This window comes from Pseudoalteromonas sp. OFAV1 (assembly GCF_021532595.1).
Taxonomy (GTDB): Bacteria; Pseudomonadota; Gammaproteobacteria; order Enterobacterales; family Alteromonadaceae; genus Pseudoalteromonas; species Pseudoalteromonas lipolytica_C.
This window is the reverse complement of sequence record NZ_JAKGBG010000043.1, coordinates 22998-40839: the sequence shown is the minus strand read 5'-3', so window position 1 is coordinate 40839 and position 17842 is coordinate 22998. Positions and strand designations below refer to the sequence as shown.

Below are 17842 nucleotides of genomic sequence, written 5' to 3'. Positions count from 1 at the left end.
CACCACCGTATACTTTTGCAAGTACGTTAGTGATTGCTGCTGTTAGAGTTGTTTTACCGTGGTCAACGTGGCCGATTGTACCAACGTTTACGTGCGGTTTTACGCGTTCAAACTTTTCTTTTGCCATGACGGAACCTATCAGTTTTGTGTATCTAGATTACATATGAAAATAATCCACCGAGGGTAGATTAATTTAATTTTTTCAAATTTCAAATAGTTTTTTCTGACAGATAAAGGAAGAAATTAAGATGAGTTCTCGATACTGGTGCTGATAGGCAGATTTGAACTGCCGACCTCACCCTTACCAAGGGTGCGCTCTACCAACTGAGCTATATCAGCAACACCAGAAGTCTGGAGCGGGCAGCGGGAATCGAACCCGCATCATCAGCTTGGAAGGCTGAGGTAATAGCCATTATACGATGCCCGCATAGGAACCTGTTCTTAAACTACCTCTAACCGTCAAGAATAAAGTGGTGGAGGGAGCTGGATTCGAACCAGCGAAGGCTGAGCCGTCAGATTTACAGTCTGATCCCTTTGGCCGCTCGGGAACCCCTCCACGAAAATTCTTTACTAAGTCACTTCCGGTAAAAGGAAAGTGGTGCCGACTATCCGAGTTGAACGGATGACCTACTGATTACAAGTCAGTTGCTCTACCAACTGAGCTAAGTCGGCACTGCTTTAGTACGGGGCGAGATTCTAAGGTAAGGTTTATTGTGATGCAACAATAAAATCAAAAAAAATGTGTTTTTATGTGTTAAACGCTCACTATTCAGGCAAATATAGGCTTTTTTACTGTTTTAGTGTTAATTCTAACCAGTAATTCAGTCCTTTAAAAACAAGCTGACTGTCAAACTCACTCTCAGCGAACTGTTCGGCCAACAACTTTCCATAGCCACCAGCGAATAATAAACGGCTATTTTCGTTATTAAGATGACGCTTAGCTTGCTCAATTGCTCCTACAGTCGCAACAAGTGCACCGTTTTTTAAACCATTAGGGGTATTTCGGCCTAACTCTGCTGCAAAGGGAGTTTGCCCATCATCGAACACTTTTTGCGTATTTTGCGTTAGTGAGGTTGTCATTAAATCAAGCCCAGGCAAAATCCACCCGCCAAGATGTTCTCCTTCGCTGTTTAATACATCAATCGTTGTTGCGGTGCCAGCATCGACCACAATACAGTGTTGCTTTGGCAGCTCCACATATGCAGCAATTAGTGCAAGCCAACGATCAATACCTAAATTGGTAAAGTGCTCGTAGGCACATTTTAAATTCTCAAGTTTAGCGCTTACTTTTGCCTCGTACACGGTAACTTTATGTTGCTCGGCTAACTTAATGAGAGGAGCAAGCAACTCGGTGCTGCCTACACAAGCAAACACCATGTCATTAATTTGCGGCCAAGGCAGCGCATTCAGTTCACACGGTTTGTAACAGCCCTGATTATATAAAACAGCTTTAATAGCAGTATTACCTACATCAACTAACAGTCTCATTTATCTGCCTTACGCAATGAAATCTCACCACCATAGTAACTCTTTACCTCTCCGTCTTGGCGAATGCGGATACCACCTTGGCTATCAATCCCTTCACAAATTCCTCGCCAGCTACGATGCCCTGTATTTAGCTCGACACACTCTTTAGCAAATGCATTTAAGCTATTCCATTGTATGTACATCTCGTTTAGCCCTGACTGCTGGTACCGCGCTAATCGCTGTTCTAAACAAATACACAAATAAGCAGCGAGTTTATTCTTATCTAACTGTTGAACATGCTGACTCAGGTCGGTCCACGCTTGGTCAATGTGTTGGCTGACACTTTCGGGCATATGTAGATTTATGCCAATACCGATCACTAATTGACAGGGCCCTTGTGGTTGCCCATCAAGTTCAACGAGAACACCCGCCAGTTTTTCTCTGTTTATATAAATATCGTTTGGCCACTTAAGCTCAACATCAATTTGATACAAGGCTTTTAAGGCATCATATACAGCTAGCCCTACTGCAATCGACACTCCCATCGCCGCCTGTAAGCCATCATCCAAGCGCCAGAAGTAACTAAAGTATAAATTAGCGCCAAATGGTGATTGCCATACTCGGCCGCGACGGCCTTTTCCTGCTTGTTGCATTTCCGCAACCAGTACAGTGCCAGATGTTAACGGAACATCACTTTGTAGACGGCGCATTAATTCACTGTTGGTTGAATCAATAATTGGCTGCACCTCAACGTTGGCTGTGTTACCACCTAGTTTTTTATACTGCTCAGTAATCGCTTGTTGATTTAGAAACCCTGCATTATTGTTCAGGCAATACCCTTTACCCGTTACTTTAAAGATATCTAGGCCCATTTCCTGCAAAGAATGAATATGTTTACCAACAGCAGCACGGCTAATACCTAATTGCTCTCCTAATTGCTGGCCAGAAACAAAACCACCTTGATTGAGCGCTTGCAAAATAGCTAATTTATTACCATCTGGCGCTTTCATGATGAAGCTCCCAATTCAATGTGACACTCACGATCGGCATCAATCAGTCGCACCTCGTGTTGTAGCGCAATTTTGTAATTTTGCCAGACTTGTTGCTGAACATGTTTCACCATGGCAATTAAATCATCTCCAGTGCTATTGCCGTGATTCACGAGCACTAACGCTTGCTGCTGATGAACTTCAATTCCTGCAACTTGATAGCCTTTTAACCCAGCATGTTCAATCAACCACCCTGCGGCAACCTTATGATGTTCAGCATCAACATAGTAATGAGGTAGCTCAGGGTACTGTTTTAGAAGTAACGCAAGTTGTTCATTAGAGACCACAGGGTTTTTAAAAAAACTTCCCGCATTAGCAAGTTCACTTGGGTTTGGTAGTTTGCTGTTTCTAGTTGTGATGATTTGTTCAAACACCTGCTGTGGCGAAGGAGTTGTAAGCTGTTGCAATGGCCCATAACTAAGCACTGGTTGCCACTTTTTAGGGAGCAGTAACCCGACTTGAGTGATCACTGCTTTATTTTTAAGTGCATGTTTAAAGATAGAGTCACGATAGCCAAATTGGCATTCGTCTTTTGTTAAACGGTTTATCGTTTTGGTAGCAATATCAAAGTACTCAACATAACTAACAAACTTTTCGAGCTCCACACCATAAGCACCAATATTTTGCACTGGTGCAGCGCCAACGGTACCGGGGATTAAAGCAAGGTTTTCAAGCCCTGGCATGTCATTGGCAATGGTCATAGCGACTAATTGATGCCAGTTTTCTCCGGCCGCTATATGCAATAAAAAGCCATCTCTTTGCTGCTCTATATTTATGCCCTTCGTGTTCATGTGAACGACAGAACCTTGGTAGTCAGATAAAAACACCGTATTACTGCCTTCACCTAAAATACAAAAGGGAGACGAAAAGTCTGTGCTTAAAAGCTGATTCACTTCATCAATTTGATAAAAATGCTGGCATTGGCTTGGCAAAGAAAAGGTATGAAAAGATTGCAGGGACTGAGCCACAAAACGCCTCAAAGGTTACCGGTAACTAATCGCATTAGTGTAACCTATCGTCGCAAAATACGCATTAGATTGTAAAAATCACTCAACCCACTGCACTAATCATGTTATAAAACGGGCTCTTTTTCATTTGTGTTCCAGGGTTATTATGAAGTTTAAACCATTACTTTTAAGTCTTGCTATGGCCGGTGCTTGCTCTCAAGCAACTGCAGATGCAATCAGCCAGCACACTTACGCAAACTTAGATGACGTAACAACCACTCACCTACTACTAGATTTAGATGTTGATTTTGATGACAAACAACTAGAGGGTTTTGTTGAGCATACGCTAGATTGGCACAATGCGAACAGCAAAACACTTGTACTTGATACTCGCGATTTAGATATCGACAAAGTAATGTATCAAGATAAAAAAGGCAGCTGGCACAAAGCTGACTTCACCCTTGCTGCACGTGATGACGTGAAGGGCTCAAAATTAACAATTAAATTTAAAAGCCAAGCGGTTAAAGCACGTATCTACTACAACAGCCGCCCAGAAGCTTCAGGTTTACAGTGGTTAACACCAGAGCAAACAGCCAGTAAGTCACACCCATTTATGTACAGCCAATCACAAGCAATTCATGCTCGTAGTTGGATCCCTGTACAAGATACGCCTGCAATGCGCGTAACTTACTCAGCACGTATTCACACTCCTAAAGACATTCGTGCAGTTATGAGTGCTGACAATAAAGATGCGCTTTATAAAGACGGCGACTACTTATTCGATATGCCACAACCCATTTCGCCATACTTAATCGCAATTGGTGCGGGTAATTTAGAATTTAAAGCCATGTCTAAGCAAACCGGTATTTTTGCTGAGCCAACAATTTTAGATGCGTCGGTTGCGGAGTTTAACGACACACAAGCGATGATCGACAAAACTAACGCAATGTATGGCGAATACGCATGGGGTCGTTACGACTTATTAATGCTGCCACCAAGCTTCCCATTCGGTGGCATGGAAAACCCACGCTTGTCATTCATCACACCAACGGTTGTTGCCGGCGATAAAAGCTTAGTAAACCTAATTGCTCACGAGCTTGCTCACTCTTGGTCTGGTAACTTAGTTACCAATGCAACGTGGGAAGATTTATGGCTAAACGAAGGCTTCACGTCTTACGTTGAAAACCGCATCATGGAAGAAGTGTTTGGCCGTGACCGTGCAGTGATGGAACAAGCCCTTGATGCAGCAGGCTTACGTGCATTACTTAAAACGCTACCAGCACCAGATACGCGCCTTAACTTAAAACTAAATGGCCGCGATCCTGATGATGCATTTAGCTCAGTGCCTTACACTAAAGGTCAACTTTTCTTAATCTATCTAGAAAACAAATATGGTCGTGACAAGTTTGACCCATTTGTAAAAGGTTACTTTGATCAATTTGCGTTTAAGTCTCTTACAACCGCTCAATTTGTTACTTACTTAAAAGCAAACCTGATCGACAAATACCCAGGCGTGGTCAGCATGGATAAAGTTAATGAGTGGATTTTTGAGCCAGGTTTGCCAAGTGATGCACCAAATCCAACCTCTGATGCCTTCGATAAAGTTGATGCTGTAACCAAAACATGGTTAAACGGTGAGATTAGCGCAGCTCAATTACCAACAGCAGATTGGTCTGTTCATGAGTGGCTACACTTTTTAAATAATCTACCTCGCGATTTAAGCATTGAAAAAATGACTGAGCTTGATAAGCAATTCAACTTAACACAGTCAACTAATGCTGAGCGCGCTTTCGCATGGTTTATGCTAGCGGTAGGTAATGGTTATCAACCAATTTACCCTGCTCTTGATAAGCACCTCTCTGGCATCGGTCGCCGTAAATTAATTGTGCCACTATATAAAGCACTTATTAAGAACGGTAAAAAAGACTGGGCGCATGATGTGTACTTAAAAGCACGTCCGGGTTACCACCCTCTTGCACAAGGTACAGTTGACGACTTATTCGCAAAATAAGTCACTAAACTCAAAAAAGGCGCTGATTTCAGCGCCTTTTTTAATAATTAGATTTAGTTGCTTACCTTTTGTAAGAATGCCCGACGTTCTTCAGGGCTCGCTTGTTGCCACCAAAACTCTAGCATTGCCGCTGCATTTGGCATATTTTTTAATCCAGCCTGCCCACCTGGTACTTTTGCAGGTAAGGTAACTGGCACCGCTGTCGCAGGCTTACTACTTGAACTTGCAACAGGCGCTGTCGCAACAGCTTGCGCTGACGTTGACTGTGCACGATAACTAACAATTGATAACGGCATCGCAAGCTCACTGCCTTTCGCTTTTAGGCTCACTTGAGGTGACTCAGCAAACACCTGCGCTGCTACAGCATTACTGGCGCGATTAAATACAACATCATAGTCTTTGCCATTTTCAACCGTCACTTCAACCCAAAAAGGCTCTGACTCTACAACCTGATGGTCGTCATAACCTTGCTCATATAGATCTGTGTATTTCATTTTCAGCTGATAGGTACCTGGGGCAAGCTCAACATCATCAACACGGCTAAAAAATGATTGCTCAATAAGACGATCTCCCACTTGTAACGGTACAAGCTCTTCTGGAAAGTGAATAGTCTCGGCTACACTGCTAACACTATTCAATAGCATTAACACACTACTCAGTAATACTAACTTACGCATGTTCACTCCTTGGTTGTTCAACTTGTGGCAGTTTCAGTTTGACACTGCAAATAAAGTTTGTCATTAGTGGGCGGTCATTTAACCACATTTATAAGAGAGCTAAGTATGAGCCAAGAGACTATTTTTACAAAGATTATTAATCGCGAGATCCCTGCCGATATTGTCTATGAAGACGAGTTATCACTGGCTTTTAAAGACATTAATCCACAAGCACCCTTTCATGTATTGATCATTCCCAAAACACCAATTGCGACTGTTAATGACGTTACAGAAGAAAATGCCCACTTGGTTGGTCACTTGTATGTCGTTGCTGCAAAACTAGCTAAGCAATTTGGTTTTAGTGAGGATGGCTTTCGTGTTGTGATGAATTGTAACGAACATGGCGGGCAAACGGTGTACCATATACACCTACACATGTTAGCGGGCAAACCAATGGGTTGGCCTCCTTACCAAGATAAGATGAAAGAAAGCATCTAGCACTTTAATATGTAAATAACTGTAAAAAGTAGCACAAACATATTAATTTGAGCTATACTATATATATATCAGTTAGTTAACACGTTGCATTAAGTTAACTAACTGTATTATTTGACACAAAATAGACACAAACTGCACTTTTCCTGCACAACTCTCAGAAATTTCTAATACGAAAGGGGTGGATTGCGTGGTAGGATGAAACTGTCAACTTTATTCAAGAGTGTATATATATGAGTAGTTCAGCCTTTTTATTATTAGATCCAGAACCGGTTAACACAATTGGTGTTAATGTATTAGAACCACTTTTAAAAACACAGGGGCTAGACGTCACATCTGGTACTGATATTTCTGAAGTACCTGAAGGCACACGCTTGTTATTCATTGAAACATCAAGCACTGATCCATGGGGTAAGCTTAAAGAGCAACTCGTTCATCTGCGCATGAAATGCGATATCGTATTATTCAATTTAGATGAAAACCCTGAATTAGCTAACCGTGCTCTATTAAGTGGTATCCGTGGTGTTTTTTACACAACAGACAATGCTGATGTGTTAATGAAAGGCATTCGTTTGTTGCTGGAAGATCAATTATGGTATCGCCGCGAAATCATGTGTAATGCATTAAATCGCATGCTGCAGTTTAATAAAGATGCCTTACATAAACTGACAGATGGCGACATCGAGCCGGTTAAACTTACTAAACGTGAAAAAGCAATTATTTCACTAATGAGTAAAGGTTCGAAAAATAAAGAGATTGCTGAAGACTTAAGCATCAGCCCACACACAGTAAAAACTCACTTGTACAGTGCATTCAGAAAAACCAAATGCCGTAACCGTATCGAGTTATTGTCATGGGCACAGCAAAATATTCCTGACGAGATCCGTTAAATCCAATACGCTTCGTCAAGTATTATTGCCAATTGCTACAATACACCCTACTAAGTTAAACAGACGCTACTAGCGTCTGTTTTTGTATCTTGTGGTTGATATACATGGCAATAGACCTTATTCTCAAGCTGACTGCAGACTGCCGGAAAAATAATGCTAGATTCAGCTACTTTATATTATGTAAGCGCCGCTATGATGGCGATAATGACGTTACTGAACTATTTAACCTGGCGAACAAATAATAATACCCCAGGTACACTTCTTTATATTTTCTACCCTCTTGTCATGTTTGCATCAGTAATGAGTTTTGCATTACATGGTCATATTAATAATGTAGCCAGTATATCGATTGCCAACTCACTACTTTTTTGTGCCTCGATCATTCATGTTCTTGCCGTTTGCCAATTTTTCAATGCTAAGTGTGTCGGTTTCAAAGCTTTTGTCGGTATAACTGCAGCATTTGCGCTACTTATGATCTACCTCTCTACTGACAATTCAGAGTTAAGAAGTCGCATTTTAGTTTCTGATTTACAGCATGTTATCGAAGCGCTGTTCTTATTGGCACTGTTCATTCGCAATGGCCGCAAAAACTACCCTAATGGCAGCATTGTCTATATTTTAATACTCAGCATTATTCTTGCTATTTTTACTGGCCGCACTTTATTAATGGGCGATATTGCTAAAGCAGACTTATTATCAGCAAACTGGTTTAGTATTACCCTATTCATTAACGGCGTTATCGCACCCATGTTTTATGCCACGGGTATGGCATTATTATGTAATGAACGCCGAGAACAGAATTTAAATCAACTCACTGAAAAAGCACAAAAAGACCTTGAAATTCGCGGCTTATTTTTGTCAACAATTAGCCATGAAATTCGCACCCCCCTAAATGGTATTTTAGGGAGCGCACAACTTATCATGAACCAATCAAGTGATCCTCGCGATAAACCTTACTGTGAAGCGATTATCAACTCTGCAGAATCTCTCAATTTACTGGTTGATAAAGTCCTTGATTATGCAAGTCTAGATCAGCGTGATGAAGCGCTTTATGAAGAAGATGTTGAGTTTAAAACTTGGTTGAACAATTTATGCTTACTGCTAAGCCCACTTGCAGAACAAAAACATTTAAAGTTTGAGCTTATTTACGATTTACCTGCTCAAGCATGTTACTACTGCGACCAGCAAAAACTAAGACAAGTTATTATTAACTTAGTGGGTAATGCGATTAAATTTACAGACCACGGCGCAGTAAAAATACATGTAACGTTACTTAAAGAAAGACAATTAGATCATCTTGTTCGCATCAGTGTTATCGACTCAGGTCCGGGTATCGAAGACGAAGAAATTATCTTTCTCACAGAACCCTATGTACAAAGCAGTGCAGGTAAAGAAAAAGGCGGCACGGGACTTGGTTTGGCAATAACAAGCCGATTACTCGAGAAGCTTGGAAGTAAACTTAATATAACCAGTGAGCTAAATAAAGGCAGTACTTTTAGTTTCGATATTTCACTTGCGATTGGTGAGCTTAGTCTTGTTGAACAGCGCCACCAATCAAAAGACTATGTCACTGGGCTTGACGTTTTATTGGTCGAAGATCTCGACCTAAACCAAAAAATTGCTATCGAATTTATGGCCGATGACGAGCACAAAATTAAGCTCGCAAAAGATGGTAAAAGCGCTATAGAGTTAATGCAAAAGCATCACTTTGACGTAGTGTTACTTGATATGAATTTACCTGATCTCAGTGGGCAGGATGTATTAAAAAAACTCAAAACTGTTGACCACTTAAATCAACGAACACCGGTGCTTGCCTTTACAGCAAGCCTTAGCCCCGATGAAATAAAAGAATACTTGGCGCTGGGAATTAAAGATATTGTCGGAAAACCAATAAAGCAACAAAAACTACGCCAAGCACTTAGCGATTCGCAAACGAACCAGGCTGCTAGCATAGCTGTCGAGCTGCGCGACACTTTGTACGATGAAACGGCTGCAGCGACACTTGTAAGCTCATTTAATGAAGATGAAGTATCATCAATCTACAACGAATTTGTTTTATCAGCTCGTAACAAGTTGATTCGCTGTCAACAACTTGTAGAAGATGATAAAGAACAGTGCATCAAACTTCTCCACCGCCAAGCCAGTACCGCTTTGCAATTAGGCTTTAACCGTTACGGCTTAGAGCTTAAAAAAATAGAGCGTAAGTTACTCGACAACAAACCTCTTAAAGACTCGCTTACAGATACACTTGTGCTGTGGCAAGACAGCCTTCAAGCCTACTTAAAACATGTAAGAAGTGAATTAGCTTAGGGAAAGCGGAAGCGTTAAAACCTAACCAATAGAAGTTTAAGTCGGGTGTTTTCAATAAAGAAACAACCGGCTCAATTTAGTTAAAACTTATAGCTAGTCCCTACCATACCTATCATCAAATCGCTCGATGTCGCTTTCATCAAGTATTGCACCGGTTTGTACTTCAATAACGATCAGAGGTGTGGCTTGTTGATTAGCGAGGCTATGTAATTGTTTAGCCGCAATATAACAAGATTGATCGGCTGTTAGCTCAAACTCGTCATCACCTACTCGCACACTTGCCACTCCAGATACGACAACCCAATGCTCTGCACGGTGCTGATGGCGTTGAGTTGAGAGTTTTGCACCGCTGTTGACGATTATTTTCTTTACCTTAAAGCCAGTACTTTCAATTAAAGTTCGATAGTTGCCCCAAGGTCTGAATACCGCTTGATGGTGAGTCAATTTGTCATTATCAATAACAGCAAGCTGCTTAAGTAAATCAGGAAGCTTATCGAGCGCACTTTTATCTGCCACTAAAGTGGCATCATGAGTATGAATAATTGCTTGATTACTCACGCCGAGCGCCGCAATAGTGTGGTCGGCTTCGCTAATGAGTAGATTATTTTCGCTATCTAAACTCACGCCTTGCGAGGCTAAATAGTTACCATGACAGTCTTTTTCAGCGATTTTAGAGAGTGCTGAAAAGCTGCCAACATCACTCCAATTTAAATCAACAGGAATAACAGCAACGTTAGCGCTACGCTCCAAAATAGCATAATCAATGGAATCACTTGGGCATGCTGTAAGTGCATTCGCTACAGGCCGTTGAAAACCTAAATCTGCAGTGAAGCTAGCCGCCTTTGCGACACTGTCAGCAATCTTTGGCGCAAAACGATTAAGTTCGCTTAAATACACATCCGGCAAAAATAAGAACATGCCGCTATTCCAGCCATATTCACCACTGGCAAGGTATTTCTCGGCTAATTGCCGGGCTGGCTTTTCTTTAAATTCAGCCACCTTAAAGCAGCCTTCATGGGCTAACGGCTGACCTTGGCGAATATAACCATAACCAGTATGTGGCTCAGTGGGTGTAATGGCAAAGGTCACTAACTGTTGTTGCTGGCAAAGCGCTATAGCATTATCTAAGCTGGCAATAAGCTTATCAAAATCACTTATGTAGTGATCAGCAGGCATGACTAGTAAGGGATCTTTTAGGCCATTTTGCAATGCAAATTCAGCTGCTAAGGCAATCGCTGGCGCGGTATTTTTACCTTCAGGCTCCAGCAGTAGAGTATAGCTATCTGTGATTTCTGCAATTTGCGCTTTAGCAATAAAACGGTGCTCTTCATTGCATACTAAAATCGGCGCATTAAATCGTGAGTCAGCCACACGTAAAAGCGTGCTCTGTAACAGTGACTTGTCGCTAAGCAAAGGTAAAAACTGCTTAGGCATCGCTTTACGTGACAAAGGCCATAAACGAGAACCTATGCCACCAGCAAGAATAACGGGGGTGATTTTGCGACTCATGATTGCTTAAAGTAAATAATCCAACCATGAGTTTAACAAATTTTTGAGTAGGCTTCTTCGAGCAATTACAGTAACTGAAATTGATCAGCGTCTAAATGAGCAGGAAAAGCCTTTCTAAAGTCATCTAAAGGTGATTTTTCTAAGCGCTTAATAATGATACCCGATTGGTTATCTTCAAGCGCTGCCAAGGTATCACCTTTAAAATCATAAACAGCAGTGCCTCCGCTGTGGGCAACATCATTACCATCAGCGCCAATGCGGTTTACGCCTGCGACATAACAGAGGTTTTCCATTGCGCGTGCTTTTAACAGGGTATCCCACACATGGCGACGAGCAGCGGGCCAATTAGCTACGTTTATCATCACATCATAGTCGTTGCAATTACGCTGGAATACAGGAAAGCGAAGGTCGTAACACACTTGCGGTAAAATGCGAAAATCATTAATAGTGAATATCTCGCGCTGTGTACCCGCTGCAACAAAATTGCCTTCGTTACCTAAACAGAATAAATGGCGTTTGTCGTAATACTTTACTTCGCCGTTTGGCCAAGCCCAATAAAAGCGATTGGCTTTTTTATCACCTTTCACGACTAAAACAGAGCCTGCAACCACAGCATTTTTTTGCTTAGCTGTAGCTTTTAACCAGCTAAGTACCTCGCCTTGCTCAGGCTCACTGCAATCTAGATTAATCGCAAAACCAGTAGCAAATGTTTCTGGCAAGACAATTAAATCAACTTGCTCTTTTAAGCCATTAAGCTGCTCAGTAAAGTGCGCAAGATTAGCGTTTTTATCAAGCCAGTGCAGTGAGGACTGCACTAAAGCTAAGGTTAAAGTTGACATAAAATCTCCGCGGCGCGTTTTAATGTGTCATCATTTTTTGCAAAGCATAAACGAATCACTTTGTCGCTGCTTACGCTGTTGTAAAACACACTAAGCGGCACAGCTGCAACACCAGCTTGCTCTACCAGCCAATGGCAAAACTCAACATCATCAAGATCAGATACATCACTATAATCGAGCAATAAGAAGTAGGTGCCTTCACTTGGTAATATTTTAAAGCGACTGTGTGCTAGTGCTTCGCTAAGTAAATCGCGTTTTTGTTGATAAAAAAGGTTCAGTTCATCAACATGCTCAGGCTCTAACTCAAGCATATCGGCTAGTGCATGCTGGGCAGGCGTAAAGCTTGAAAAAGTCACGTATTGGTGAATTTTACGAAACTCCACCATTAGCTGAGCAGGCGCAACACAATAACCCATCTTCCAGCCGGTGCTGTGAAAGGTTTTGCCAAAGCTTGAGATCACAAAACTGCGTGCAAATAACTCAGGGTCGGTCAGCGCACTTAAATGCAAAGCGCCATCAAAGGTGATGTGCTCATACACTTCATCACTAATTACATATAAATCATGCTTAGCAACAAGTGCTTTAAGGGCATTAATATCTTCTGTTTTAAAGATTTTACCGCTTGGGTTATGTGGCGTATTGATTATAACTACACGCGTTTTGTCTGTAATGACATCGGCTACGGCTTGCCAATCAATTTTGTAATCTGGCGCATGCAAGGCAACGTGAACTGAGCGACCACCGGCAAGTTCGATTGCTGGCTGGTACGAATCATAAGCGGGGTCAAACACCACAACTTCGTCACCCTCTTTGACAAGTGCTTGAATCGCCACGAACAATGCCTCTGTTGCTCCTGAAGTGACAGTAACTTGTTGCTCATAATTTATGTTGTTATGGTATTTTCTAGCAATCAGTGCGGCTATTTGCTGCTGCAGCCTTGCAACACCACTTGAAGGTGCATATTGATTTACCCCCTCAAGTACATAATGATTAAGCTGTTTTTTTAGCAATTCAGGTGCATCAAACTCAGGAAAACCCTGAGATAAGTTAAGCGCTTGGTACTTATTTGCCAGAGCGGTCATTTGACTAAAAATGCTGGTGCCTAAATTCGGCAATTTACTTTCAAACACAGAGGTTCCTTAAAGATGGTTTTGCGCCCGAAGCGATGCTATCATTGCTTAAAACAGATGTATAGCCGTCTAAATAACTTTTAGAATGTCGAGGAATATATGCATAACAATACCGCTATTTCAGAACTAATTGAAGCCGGTAAATGGGTAAGTCAACGCGGTTGGGTCCCTGCTACTGGTGGTAACTTTTCAGCCCGCACAGCAAGTGGCTATGTTGTCACAGCAAGTGGCTTCGATAAAGGCCAACTCGGCACTCATGCGTTTATTGAATTTGATCATGAAGGTAATCGCACTAAGGGCTCAGGTAATCCTTCAGCCGAAACTGAGCTGCATCTAAATATGTATAAGCTGATCCCATCAGCAAACTATGTCTTACACACTCATTCGGTAGCGGCAACCGTGTTATCGCGTGTTATTAAAGGCCATACTATCAACTTACACGGCTACGAAATGCAAAAGTCTTTAAGTGGTGTTAAATCGCATTTAGATACGCTAAGTATTCCTATTTTTGATAACGACCAAGACATCGACCGTTTAAGTTTATTGGTCAGTGATCATCATCTTCACACCCCTATTGAGCATGCCGTATTAATCCGCGGCCACGGTTTATACGTGGTTGGTCGCGATATCAAAGAAGTATTGCGTCATTTAGAAGGCTTAGAGTTTTTGTTTAGCTGTGAACTTGAGCGCTTAAAACTAGAAGGCATTCAAGCTGGAGTTCAGCCATGATCAAAGCGATTTTAACCGATATTGAAGGCACAATTACCCGCATTTCTTTTGTCAAAGACGTCTTATTCCCTTACGCTGCAGGGCAATTACCCGAGTTTGTAAAGTCACATCAAACAGACCCAGAAGTTGCAGCCCAAATTGATGCTGTTAAAGCACATATTGAACAACCCGAAGCCGATATTGACACGGTTATTAAGCATTTAATTCATTGGATAGAAACGGACCAAAAAATTACTCCACTTAAGCAATTACAAGGATTAATTTGGCAAACTGGCTACGAAAATGGTGATTTTACTGGCCACCTTTACCCTGATGCTTATGACTTTTTACAAGCCCAAAAACAAGCGGGCAAAAGTCTCTATGTGTACTCATCTGGCTCAGTAAAAGCCCAACATCTGATTTTTGAGTTTTCTGATTATGGTGATGTTAGACCTTTATTCTGTGGTTACTTCGATACTAAAGTAGGCGCAAAACAACAGCAAAGCTCTTATGAGAATATTATTGCTGAACTGCCTTTTGACGCTGAAGAGGTGCTATTTTTAAGCGATGTTGAAGCAGAGCTTGATGCTGCAAAAGCGGCAGGTCTGCGAACGCTTCACCTTATTCGAGATGGCCAAGAAGCAAGTGATATCCACCCATATATTAACGATTTCACAGCATTCAGCGCGGAGCTTTTAGTATGAGTCGATTAACTATTTTTAATGATACAAACGCAGATAACATACTGTTTCATAGTGAAGATTTAAGCGCTATTGCTAGAGAGCTTAATGCGGTTGGCGTTCGCTTTGAGCAATGGCAAGCAACGGCACAGATTGATCAAGACACCAGTCATGACGCTATTTTAACTGCCTATGCTAACGATATAGAACGCCTTAAGGCTGAAGGTGGCTATCAAACAGTGGATGTTATTTCGCTTGCAAAAGGGAACCCAAATGCCAGCGAATTACGCAGCAAGTTCTTATTTGAACATACTCATAGTGAAGATGAAGTGCGCTTTTTTGTGAAAGGCCAAGGTTTATTTTGCCTACACTTGGGCGATAAAGTGTATCAAGTTCTTTGCCAACAAGGCGACCTGATTTCAGTACCTGAGCTTACACCACATTGGTTTGATATGGGCAGTGATCCTGAATTCACAGCAATTCGCTTATTCAATAATACCGAAGGCTGGGTCGCGCAAAGTACTGAGTCTGATATTGCTAACAACTTTCCCCTTTTGGATTAATATGGAAAAGCTATTTTCGTACGGTACCTTGCAGTACCCACAAGTTCAGTTAGATACCTTCGGGCGTTTGCTCGAAGGTCAACCAGCCACGCTGACAGGGTATGTAGTTGGCGAAGTAGAGATCACCGACGAGGCCGTACTTAAAAGCAGTGGGCAACGTTTTCATCCTGCATTATTAAAAACAGGTAATGAAAGCGATTCTGTGAGCGGCACAATCTACTTAATTACAGAGCAAGAGCTTGCACAAGCAGATAAATACGAAGTGGACGACTATCAACGCATTGCAGAAAAATTCCTCTGCCATACTAATGCGTGGGTATATGTTGCAAAAAATAGTCTTTAATTTACAAAAATAAAACAAAAAAACCCAATTACAGTACAACTTCTGTTATTATCGACCCCATTAATAAGTACTAATTATTTGCTAAAGGACTAAAAATGGGGTCGGCACTTTCACCCTTACGCGATAATGTTATTTTTGTTGGCGAATGGCAACTTAATATAAAACAGCAAACTATCAGTGACGGTGTTCACACCCGCGAATTAGAACCTTTGCTCTTTAAATTGCTCTGCTTTTTTATTGAAAATAACGAGCGAATAATTACTCGCCAAGAACTGGTTGAAAATATTTGGCAACAAAGTTTTGTTGATGACAATGCTATAAACCGAGCTATCTCTGAACTAAGAAAAGTACTCAAATCAGAGAAACAGCCAGGTCAAACCATTAAAACCCATTATCGTAAAGGCTACAGCTTATTCATTGCAGTGCGACCTCTTGAGCAGGCACCTATTGCTGAACCAGTAGTAGTGGCAAATGAAGAAACAAAACCTCACCTAAGCACTAACACCATCAGCGAGAAAAACACTCACTCATCGCGCTGGCCATGGCCTTTTGTTGCCTTAGTATTAAGTTTATTGATTGCCGCTACTTGGTTGTATATACAACAACCCCAAGCCAATGTCGAAGCCCAAGAGCAAGCACCATTTTTAGATCTTCAAGCCGAAACCATTACTTGGCATAAAGGCACGCACTATCGGTTATTGCTAAGCCAGGACAAAACGAAACTGGCTTACATACTGCAAAATGATAAGAAACACCTTTATGTTGTCGACTTAACAACTAAACGAGAGTACCAGATTGCATCAGGGGAGCTATTTTTACAAGGTTGGTCTGAAGACGGTGAACGCTTATTTTATGGTTCATGTGAAGGGGATGATTACAACGATTGTATTACTTGGCAAGCGAGTAACCTGCTATCTAACGAAGCACTAATAAAGCCTCGAACAAATCAATCTGTACTAAACCGCACCCCAAGCCAATACATGGAAGTCGGCAATGTGGCAATTACAAGGCGTAATAATTACCGTGGTTTAACTCACCTATATGCTTTGTATGCACAAGATTTAAAAACAGGTGAAGAGATTCGCATTACCTCACCTAATATTACAGGCACGGGTGACTTTATATTAACGACGATTCAAAACCCTAGCCGCATTATTTTTGAACGCCATAATGTTGCCCAAGCAGAAATTTACATGGCTAATTTAGACGGCAGCTCACTAAAGCTATTAACAACTAACAATTACCGCTCTTGGGCTGCGACTTACGATGAGCAAAGCAACTCGCTTGTTTGGTATAACCGCGGTAAATTGACGATTGAATCATTTTCGTTTGATACCATGAGCCGTGGGCAACCTATTAAAGCCCCTGTAAAACGAGCCAATTACGCTTACCCTCTTAATAAACATAGCGTGCTAATTAGCACAGATATACACGACAGTGATGCAGCTTTATTTGACTTAAAATCAAAACAAATGAGCTATATTGCGACTGCAAATAAGCATGAGGATGACTTAGTTGCATTAACTAATAATGATGTGTATTTCGCTGACTTTGAATACTACAAACGCCAACACTGGCTTCGAAAAGATAACCAATATATCGATATAACCGATAAGCTTGGTGAAGATACTGCGATTATTGCTGCAAATAGTAGCAGTAGTAAGCTTGTTAGCTTTAATAAAACCAATCAGCAATTAACGCTACTAAATGCGAATGATTTTTCAGAAATTAAGCATTGGACACTACCAGGGAACACTAAACTGGCAGCTGTCAGAGGTAATAAGATTGCCGTTATTTATACCGAGCTTAGTAGCCTGCAAAACCAAATAATGATTTTGCATACTAACAGCGATGAAGTTGTCAAAAGTACCATCGACACCCCTTTGGCAATTGCTTGGTATGACGAAACTCAGCTAATAGTGCATTCTAAATATGAAAAATACCTGCTTTTAGATAGTGACAGCAATACTTACAGTGAACTAACAACGCCAGATAAGTTAACCGAGCTGAAGCCTTCAATTATCTCAATGACAAGCAACCAACACAGCTTGTATATTGCCACGGAAACTGAAGTGTATAGCATTAAATTAGCAAACCTGCAGGATGTCGAATTAGCTCTGCAAATGCAGCCTTTGCACTTTATTAGCCAGCTCAATGCAAGTAATGACAAGCTCGCAATTTCATTCTTAACAGCAAACAGTCAAAACAGCATTGAGCTTTACACAGAAAAAAGCGCTGAATAAAT

At 41.4% G+C, this 17842-nt stretch carries 17 protein-coding genes and 4 tRNA genes; 9 read left to right on the top strand and 12 right to left on the bottom strand.

What is annotated here, in order from left to right:
* From L1267_RS18655 to murB, 8 genes are all read right to left on the bottom strand, one after another.
* A partial coding sequence (locus tag L1267_RS18655; protein ID WP_033023824.1) for a GTP-binding protein occupies nucleotides 1-127 on the bottom strand: 127 nt, incomplete at its 3' end.
* Between the two features lie 136 nt (nucleotides 128-263).
* Nucleotides 264-339: transfer RNA gene (locus L1267_RS18650), tRNA-Thr, on the bottom strand.
* A gap of 13 nt (nucleotides 340-352) precedes the next feature.
* Nucleotides 353-427: transfer RNA gene (locus L1267_RS18645), tRNA-Gly, on the bottom strand.
* A 44-nt stretch (nucleotides 428-471) separates the two neighbouring features.
* A tRNA-Tyr gene (locus L1267_RS18640) sits at nucleotides 472-556 on the bottom strand.
* Between the two features lie 40 nt (nucleotides 557-596).
* Nucleotides 597-672, bottom strand: a tRNA-Thr gene (locus L1267_RS18635).
* A 117-nt stretch (nucleotides 673-789) separates the two neighbouring features.
* Nucleotides 790-1488 (bottom strand): type III pantothenate kinase, encoded by a 699-nt coding sequence (locus L1267_RS18630; RefSeq protein ID WP_235383746.1) that lies wholly within the window; start codon nucleotides 1486-1488, stop codon nucleotides 790-792.
* Entirely contained in the window at nucleotides 1485-2477 is a 993-nt protein-coding gene (gene birA, locus L1267_RS18625; RefSeq protein WP_235383745.1) for a bifunctional biotin--[acetyl-CoA-carboxylase] ligase/biotin operon repressor BirA, read from the bottom strand. Before birA ends, L1267_RS18630 begins: the two co-directional genes overlap by 4 nt.
* Entirely contained in the window at nucleotides 2474-3484 is a 1011-nt protein-coding gene (murB, locus tag L1267_RS18620; protein ID WP_235383744.1) for a UDP-N-acetylmuramate dehydrogenase, read from the bottom strand. Before murB ends, birA begins: the two co-directional genes overlap by 4 nt.
* Before the next feature lie 145 nt (nucleotides 3485-3629).
* Here murB and L1267_RS18615 point away from each other — a divergent pair, with 145 nt between their 5' ends.
* Nucleotides 3630-5474, top strand: a complete 1845-nt coding sequence (locus L1267_RS18615) for a M1 family metallopeptidase (protein ID WP_135922949.1) — start codon at nucleotides 3630-3632, stop codon at nucleotides 5472-5474.
* A 53-nt stretch (nucleotides 5475-5527) separates the two neighbouring features.
* On the opposite strand, the gene L1267_RS18610 is transcribed toward L1267_RS18615, so the two are convergent.
* Nucleotides 5528-6151 carry a DUF2057 domain-containing protein gene (locus tag L1267_RS18610; RefSeq protein ID WP_235383743.1) on the bottom strand — a complete coding sequence of 208 codons (624 nt, stop codon included), beginning with the start codon at nucleotides 6149-6151 and terminating at the stop codon, nucleotides 5528-5530.
* Between the two features lie 105 nt (nucleotides 6152-6256).
* Here L1267_RS18610 and L1267_RS18605 point away from each other — a divergent pair, with 105 nt between their 5' ends.
* The 3 genes from L1267_RS18605 to L1267_RS18595 all read left to right on the top strand — a co-directional run bounded on the left by L1267_RS18605 (nucleotide 6257) and on the right by L1267_RS18595 (nucleotide 9825).
* Nucleotides 6257-6628: a histidine triad nucleotide-binding protein gene (locus L1267_RS18605; protein WP_135922951.1), complete on the top strand. Its 372-nt coding sequence runs from the start codon at nucleotides 6257-6259 to the stop codon at nucleotides 6626-6628.
* 230 nt (nucleotides 6629-6858) lie between these two features.
* A complete protein-coding gene (locus tag L1267_RS18600) occupies nucleotides 6859-7515 on the top strand; it encodes a helix-turn-helix transcriptional regulator (RefSeq protein WP_135922952.1) in 657 nt (218 codons plus the stop codon).
* Nucleotides 7516-7668: 153 nt separating this feature from the next.
* Nucleotides 7669-9825 carry an ATP-binding protein gene (locus L1267_RS18595; RefSeq protein ID WP_235383742.1) on the top strand — a complete coding sequence of 719 codons (2157 nt, stop codon included), beginning with the start codon at nucleotides 7669-7671 and terminating at the stop codon, nucleotides 9823-9825.
* A 93-nt stretch (nucleotides 9826-9918) separates the two neighbouring features.
* On the opposite strand, the gene L1267_RS18590 is transcribed toward L1267_RS18595, so the two are convergent.
* From L1267_RS18590 to L1267_RS18580, 3 genes are all read right to left on the bottom strand, one after another.
* Nucleotides 9919-11334, bottom strand: a complete 1416-nt coding sequence (locus L1267_RS18590) for a mannose-1-phosphate guanylyltransferase/mannose-6-phosphate isomerase (RefSeq protein WP_235383741.1) — start codon at nucleotides 11332-11334, stop codon at nucleotides 9919-9921.
* Nucleotides 11335-11399: 65 nt separating this feature from the next.
* Nucleotides 11400-12173: an amidohydrolase gene (locus L1267_RS18585; protein ID WP_235383740.1), complete on the bottom strand. Its 774-nt coding sequence runs from the start codon at nucleotides 12171-12173 to the stop codon at nucleotides 11400-11402.
* Nucleotides 12161-13303, bottom strand: coding sequence for a methionine aminotransferase (locus L1267_RS18580; RefSeq protein WP_328248258.1), 1143 nt, complete (start codon nucleotides 13301-13303; stop codon nucleotides 12161-12163). The genes L1267_RS18585 and L1267_RS18580 overlap by 13 nt, the downstream gene beginning before the upstream one ends.
* 99 nt (nucleotides 13304-13402) lie before the next feature.
* On the opposite strand from L1267_RS18580, the gene L1267_RS18575 reads away from it, so the two are divergent.
* The 5 genes from L1267_RS18575 to L1267_RS18555 all read left to right on the top strand — a co-directional run bounded on the left by L1267_RS18575 (nucleotide 13403) and on the right by L1267_RS18555 (nucleotide 17840).
* Nucleotides 13403-14032: a methylthioribulose 1-phosphate dehydratase gene (locus tag L1267_RS18575; RefSeq protein ID WP_135922957.1), complete on the top strand. Its 630-nt coding sequence runs from the start codon at nucleotides 13403-13405 to the stop codon at nucleotides 14030-14032.
* Nucleotides 14029-14715, top strand: a complete 687-nt coding sequence (gene mtnC, locus L1267_RS18570) for an acireductone synthase (RefSeq protein WP_235383739.1) — start codon at nucleotides 14029-14031, stop codon at nucleotides 14713-14715. The genes L1267_RS18575 and mtnC overlap by 4 nt, the downstream gene beginning before the upstream one ends.
* Complete coding sequence (locus L1267_RS18565) at nucleotides 14712-15254, top strand: 1,2-dihydroxy-3-keto-5-methylthiopentene dioxygenase (RefSeq protein ID WP_235383738.1); 543 nt, start codon at nucleotides 14712-14714, stop codon at nucleotides 15252-15254. Before mtnC ends, L1267_RS18565 begins: the two co-directional genes overlap by 4 nt.
* A 1-nt stretch (nucleotide 15255) precedes the next feature.
* Entirely contained in the window at nucleotides 15256-15597 is a 342-nt protein-coding gene (locus L1267_RS18560; RefSeq protein ID WP_135922960.1) for a gamma-glutamylcyclotransferase family protein, read from the top strand.
* Nucleotides 15598-15692: 95 nt separating this feature from the next.
* Entirely contained in the window at nucleotides 15693-17840 is a 2148-nt protein-coding gene (locus tag L1267_RS18555) for a winged helix-turn-helix domain-containing protein (protein ID WP_235383737.1), read from the top strand.
* Nucleotides 17841-17842: the final 2 nt, after the last annotated feature.

Coding starts and splice junctions, on each gene's coding strand:
- L1267_RS18560 (WP_135922960.1), top strand. CDS start 15,256: ATGGAAAAGCTATTTTCGTACGGTACCTTGCAGTACCCACAAGTTCAG.
- L1267_RS18585 (WP_235383740.1), bottom strand. CDS start 12,173: ATGTCAACTTTAACCTTAGCTTTAGTGCAGTCCTCACTGCACTGGCTT.
- L1267_RS18575 (WP_135922957.1), top strand. CDS start 13,403: ATGCATAACAATACCGCTATTTCAGAACTAATTGAAGCCGGTAAATGG.
- birA (WP_235383745.1), bottom strand. CDS start 2,477: ATGAAAGCGCCAGATGGTAATAAATTAGCTATTTTGCAAGCGCTCAAT.
- L1267_RS18630 (WP_235383746.1), bottom strand. CDS start 1,488: ATGAGACTGTTAGTTGATGTAGGTAATACTGCTATTAAAGCTGTTTTA.
- L1267_RS18605 (WP_135922951.1), top strand. CDS start 6,257: ATGAGCCAAGAGACTATTTTTACAAAGATTATTAATCGCGAGATCCCT.
- L1267_RS18600 (WP_135922952.1), top strand. CDS start 6,859: ATGAGTAGTTCAGCCTTTTTATTATTAGATCCAGAACCGGTTAACACA.
- mtnC (WP_235383739.1), top strand. CDS start 14,029: ATGATCAAAGCGATTTTAACCGATATTGAAGGCACAATTACCCGCATT.
- L1267_RS18565 (WP_235383738.1), top strand. CDS start 14,712: ATGAGTCGATTAACTATTTTTAATGATACAAACGCAGATAACATACTG.
- L1267_RS18590 (WP_235383741.1), bottom strand. CDS start 11,334: ATGAGTCGCAAAATCACCCCCGTTATTCTTGCTGGTGGCATAGGTTCT.
- L1267_RS18555 (WP_235383737.1), top strand. CDS start 15,693: ATGGGGTCGGCACTTTCACCCTTACGCGATAATGTTATTTTTGTTGGC.
- L1267_RS18595 (WP_235383742.1), top strand. CDS start 7,669: ATGCTAGATTCAGCTACTTTATATTATGTAAGCGCCGCTATGATGGCG.
- L1267_RS18610 (WP_235383743.1), bottom strand. CDS start 6,151: ATGCGTAAGTTAGTATTACTGAGTAGTGTGTTAATGCTATTGAATAGT.
- L1267_RS18615 (WP_135922949.1), top strand. CDS start 3,630: ATGAAGTTTAAACCATTACTTTTAAGTCTTGCTATGGCCGGTGCTTGC.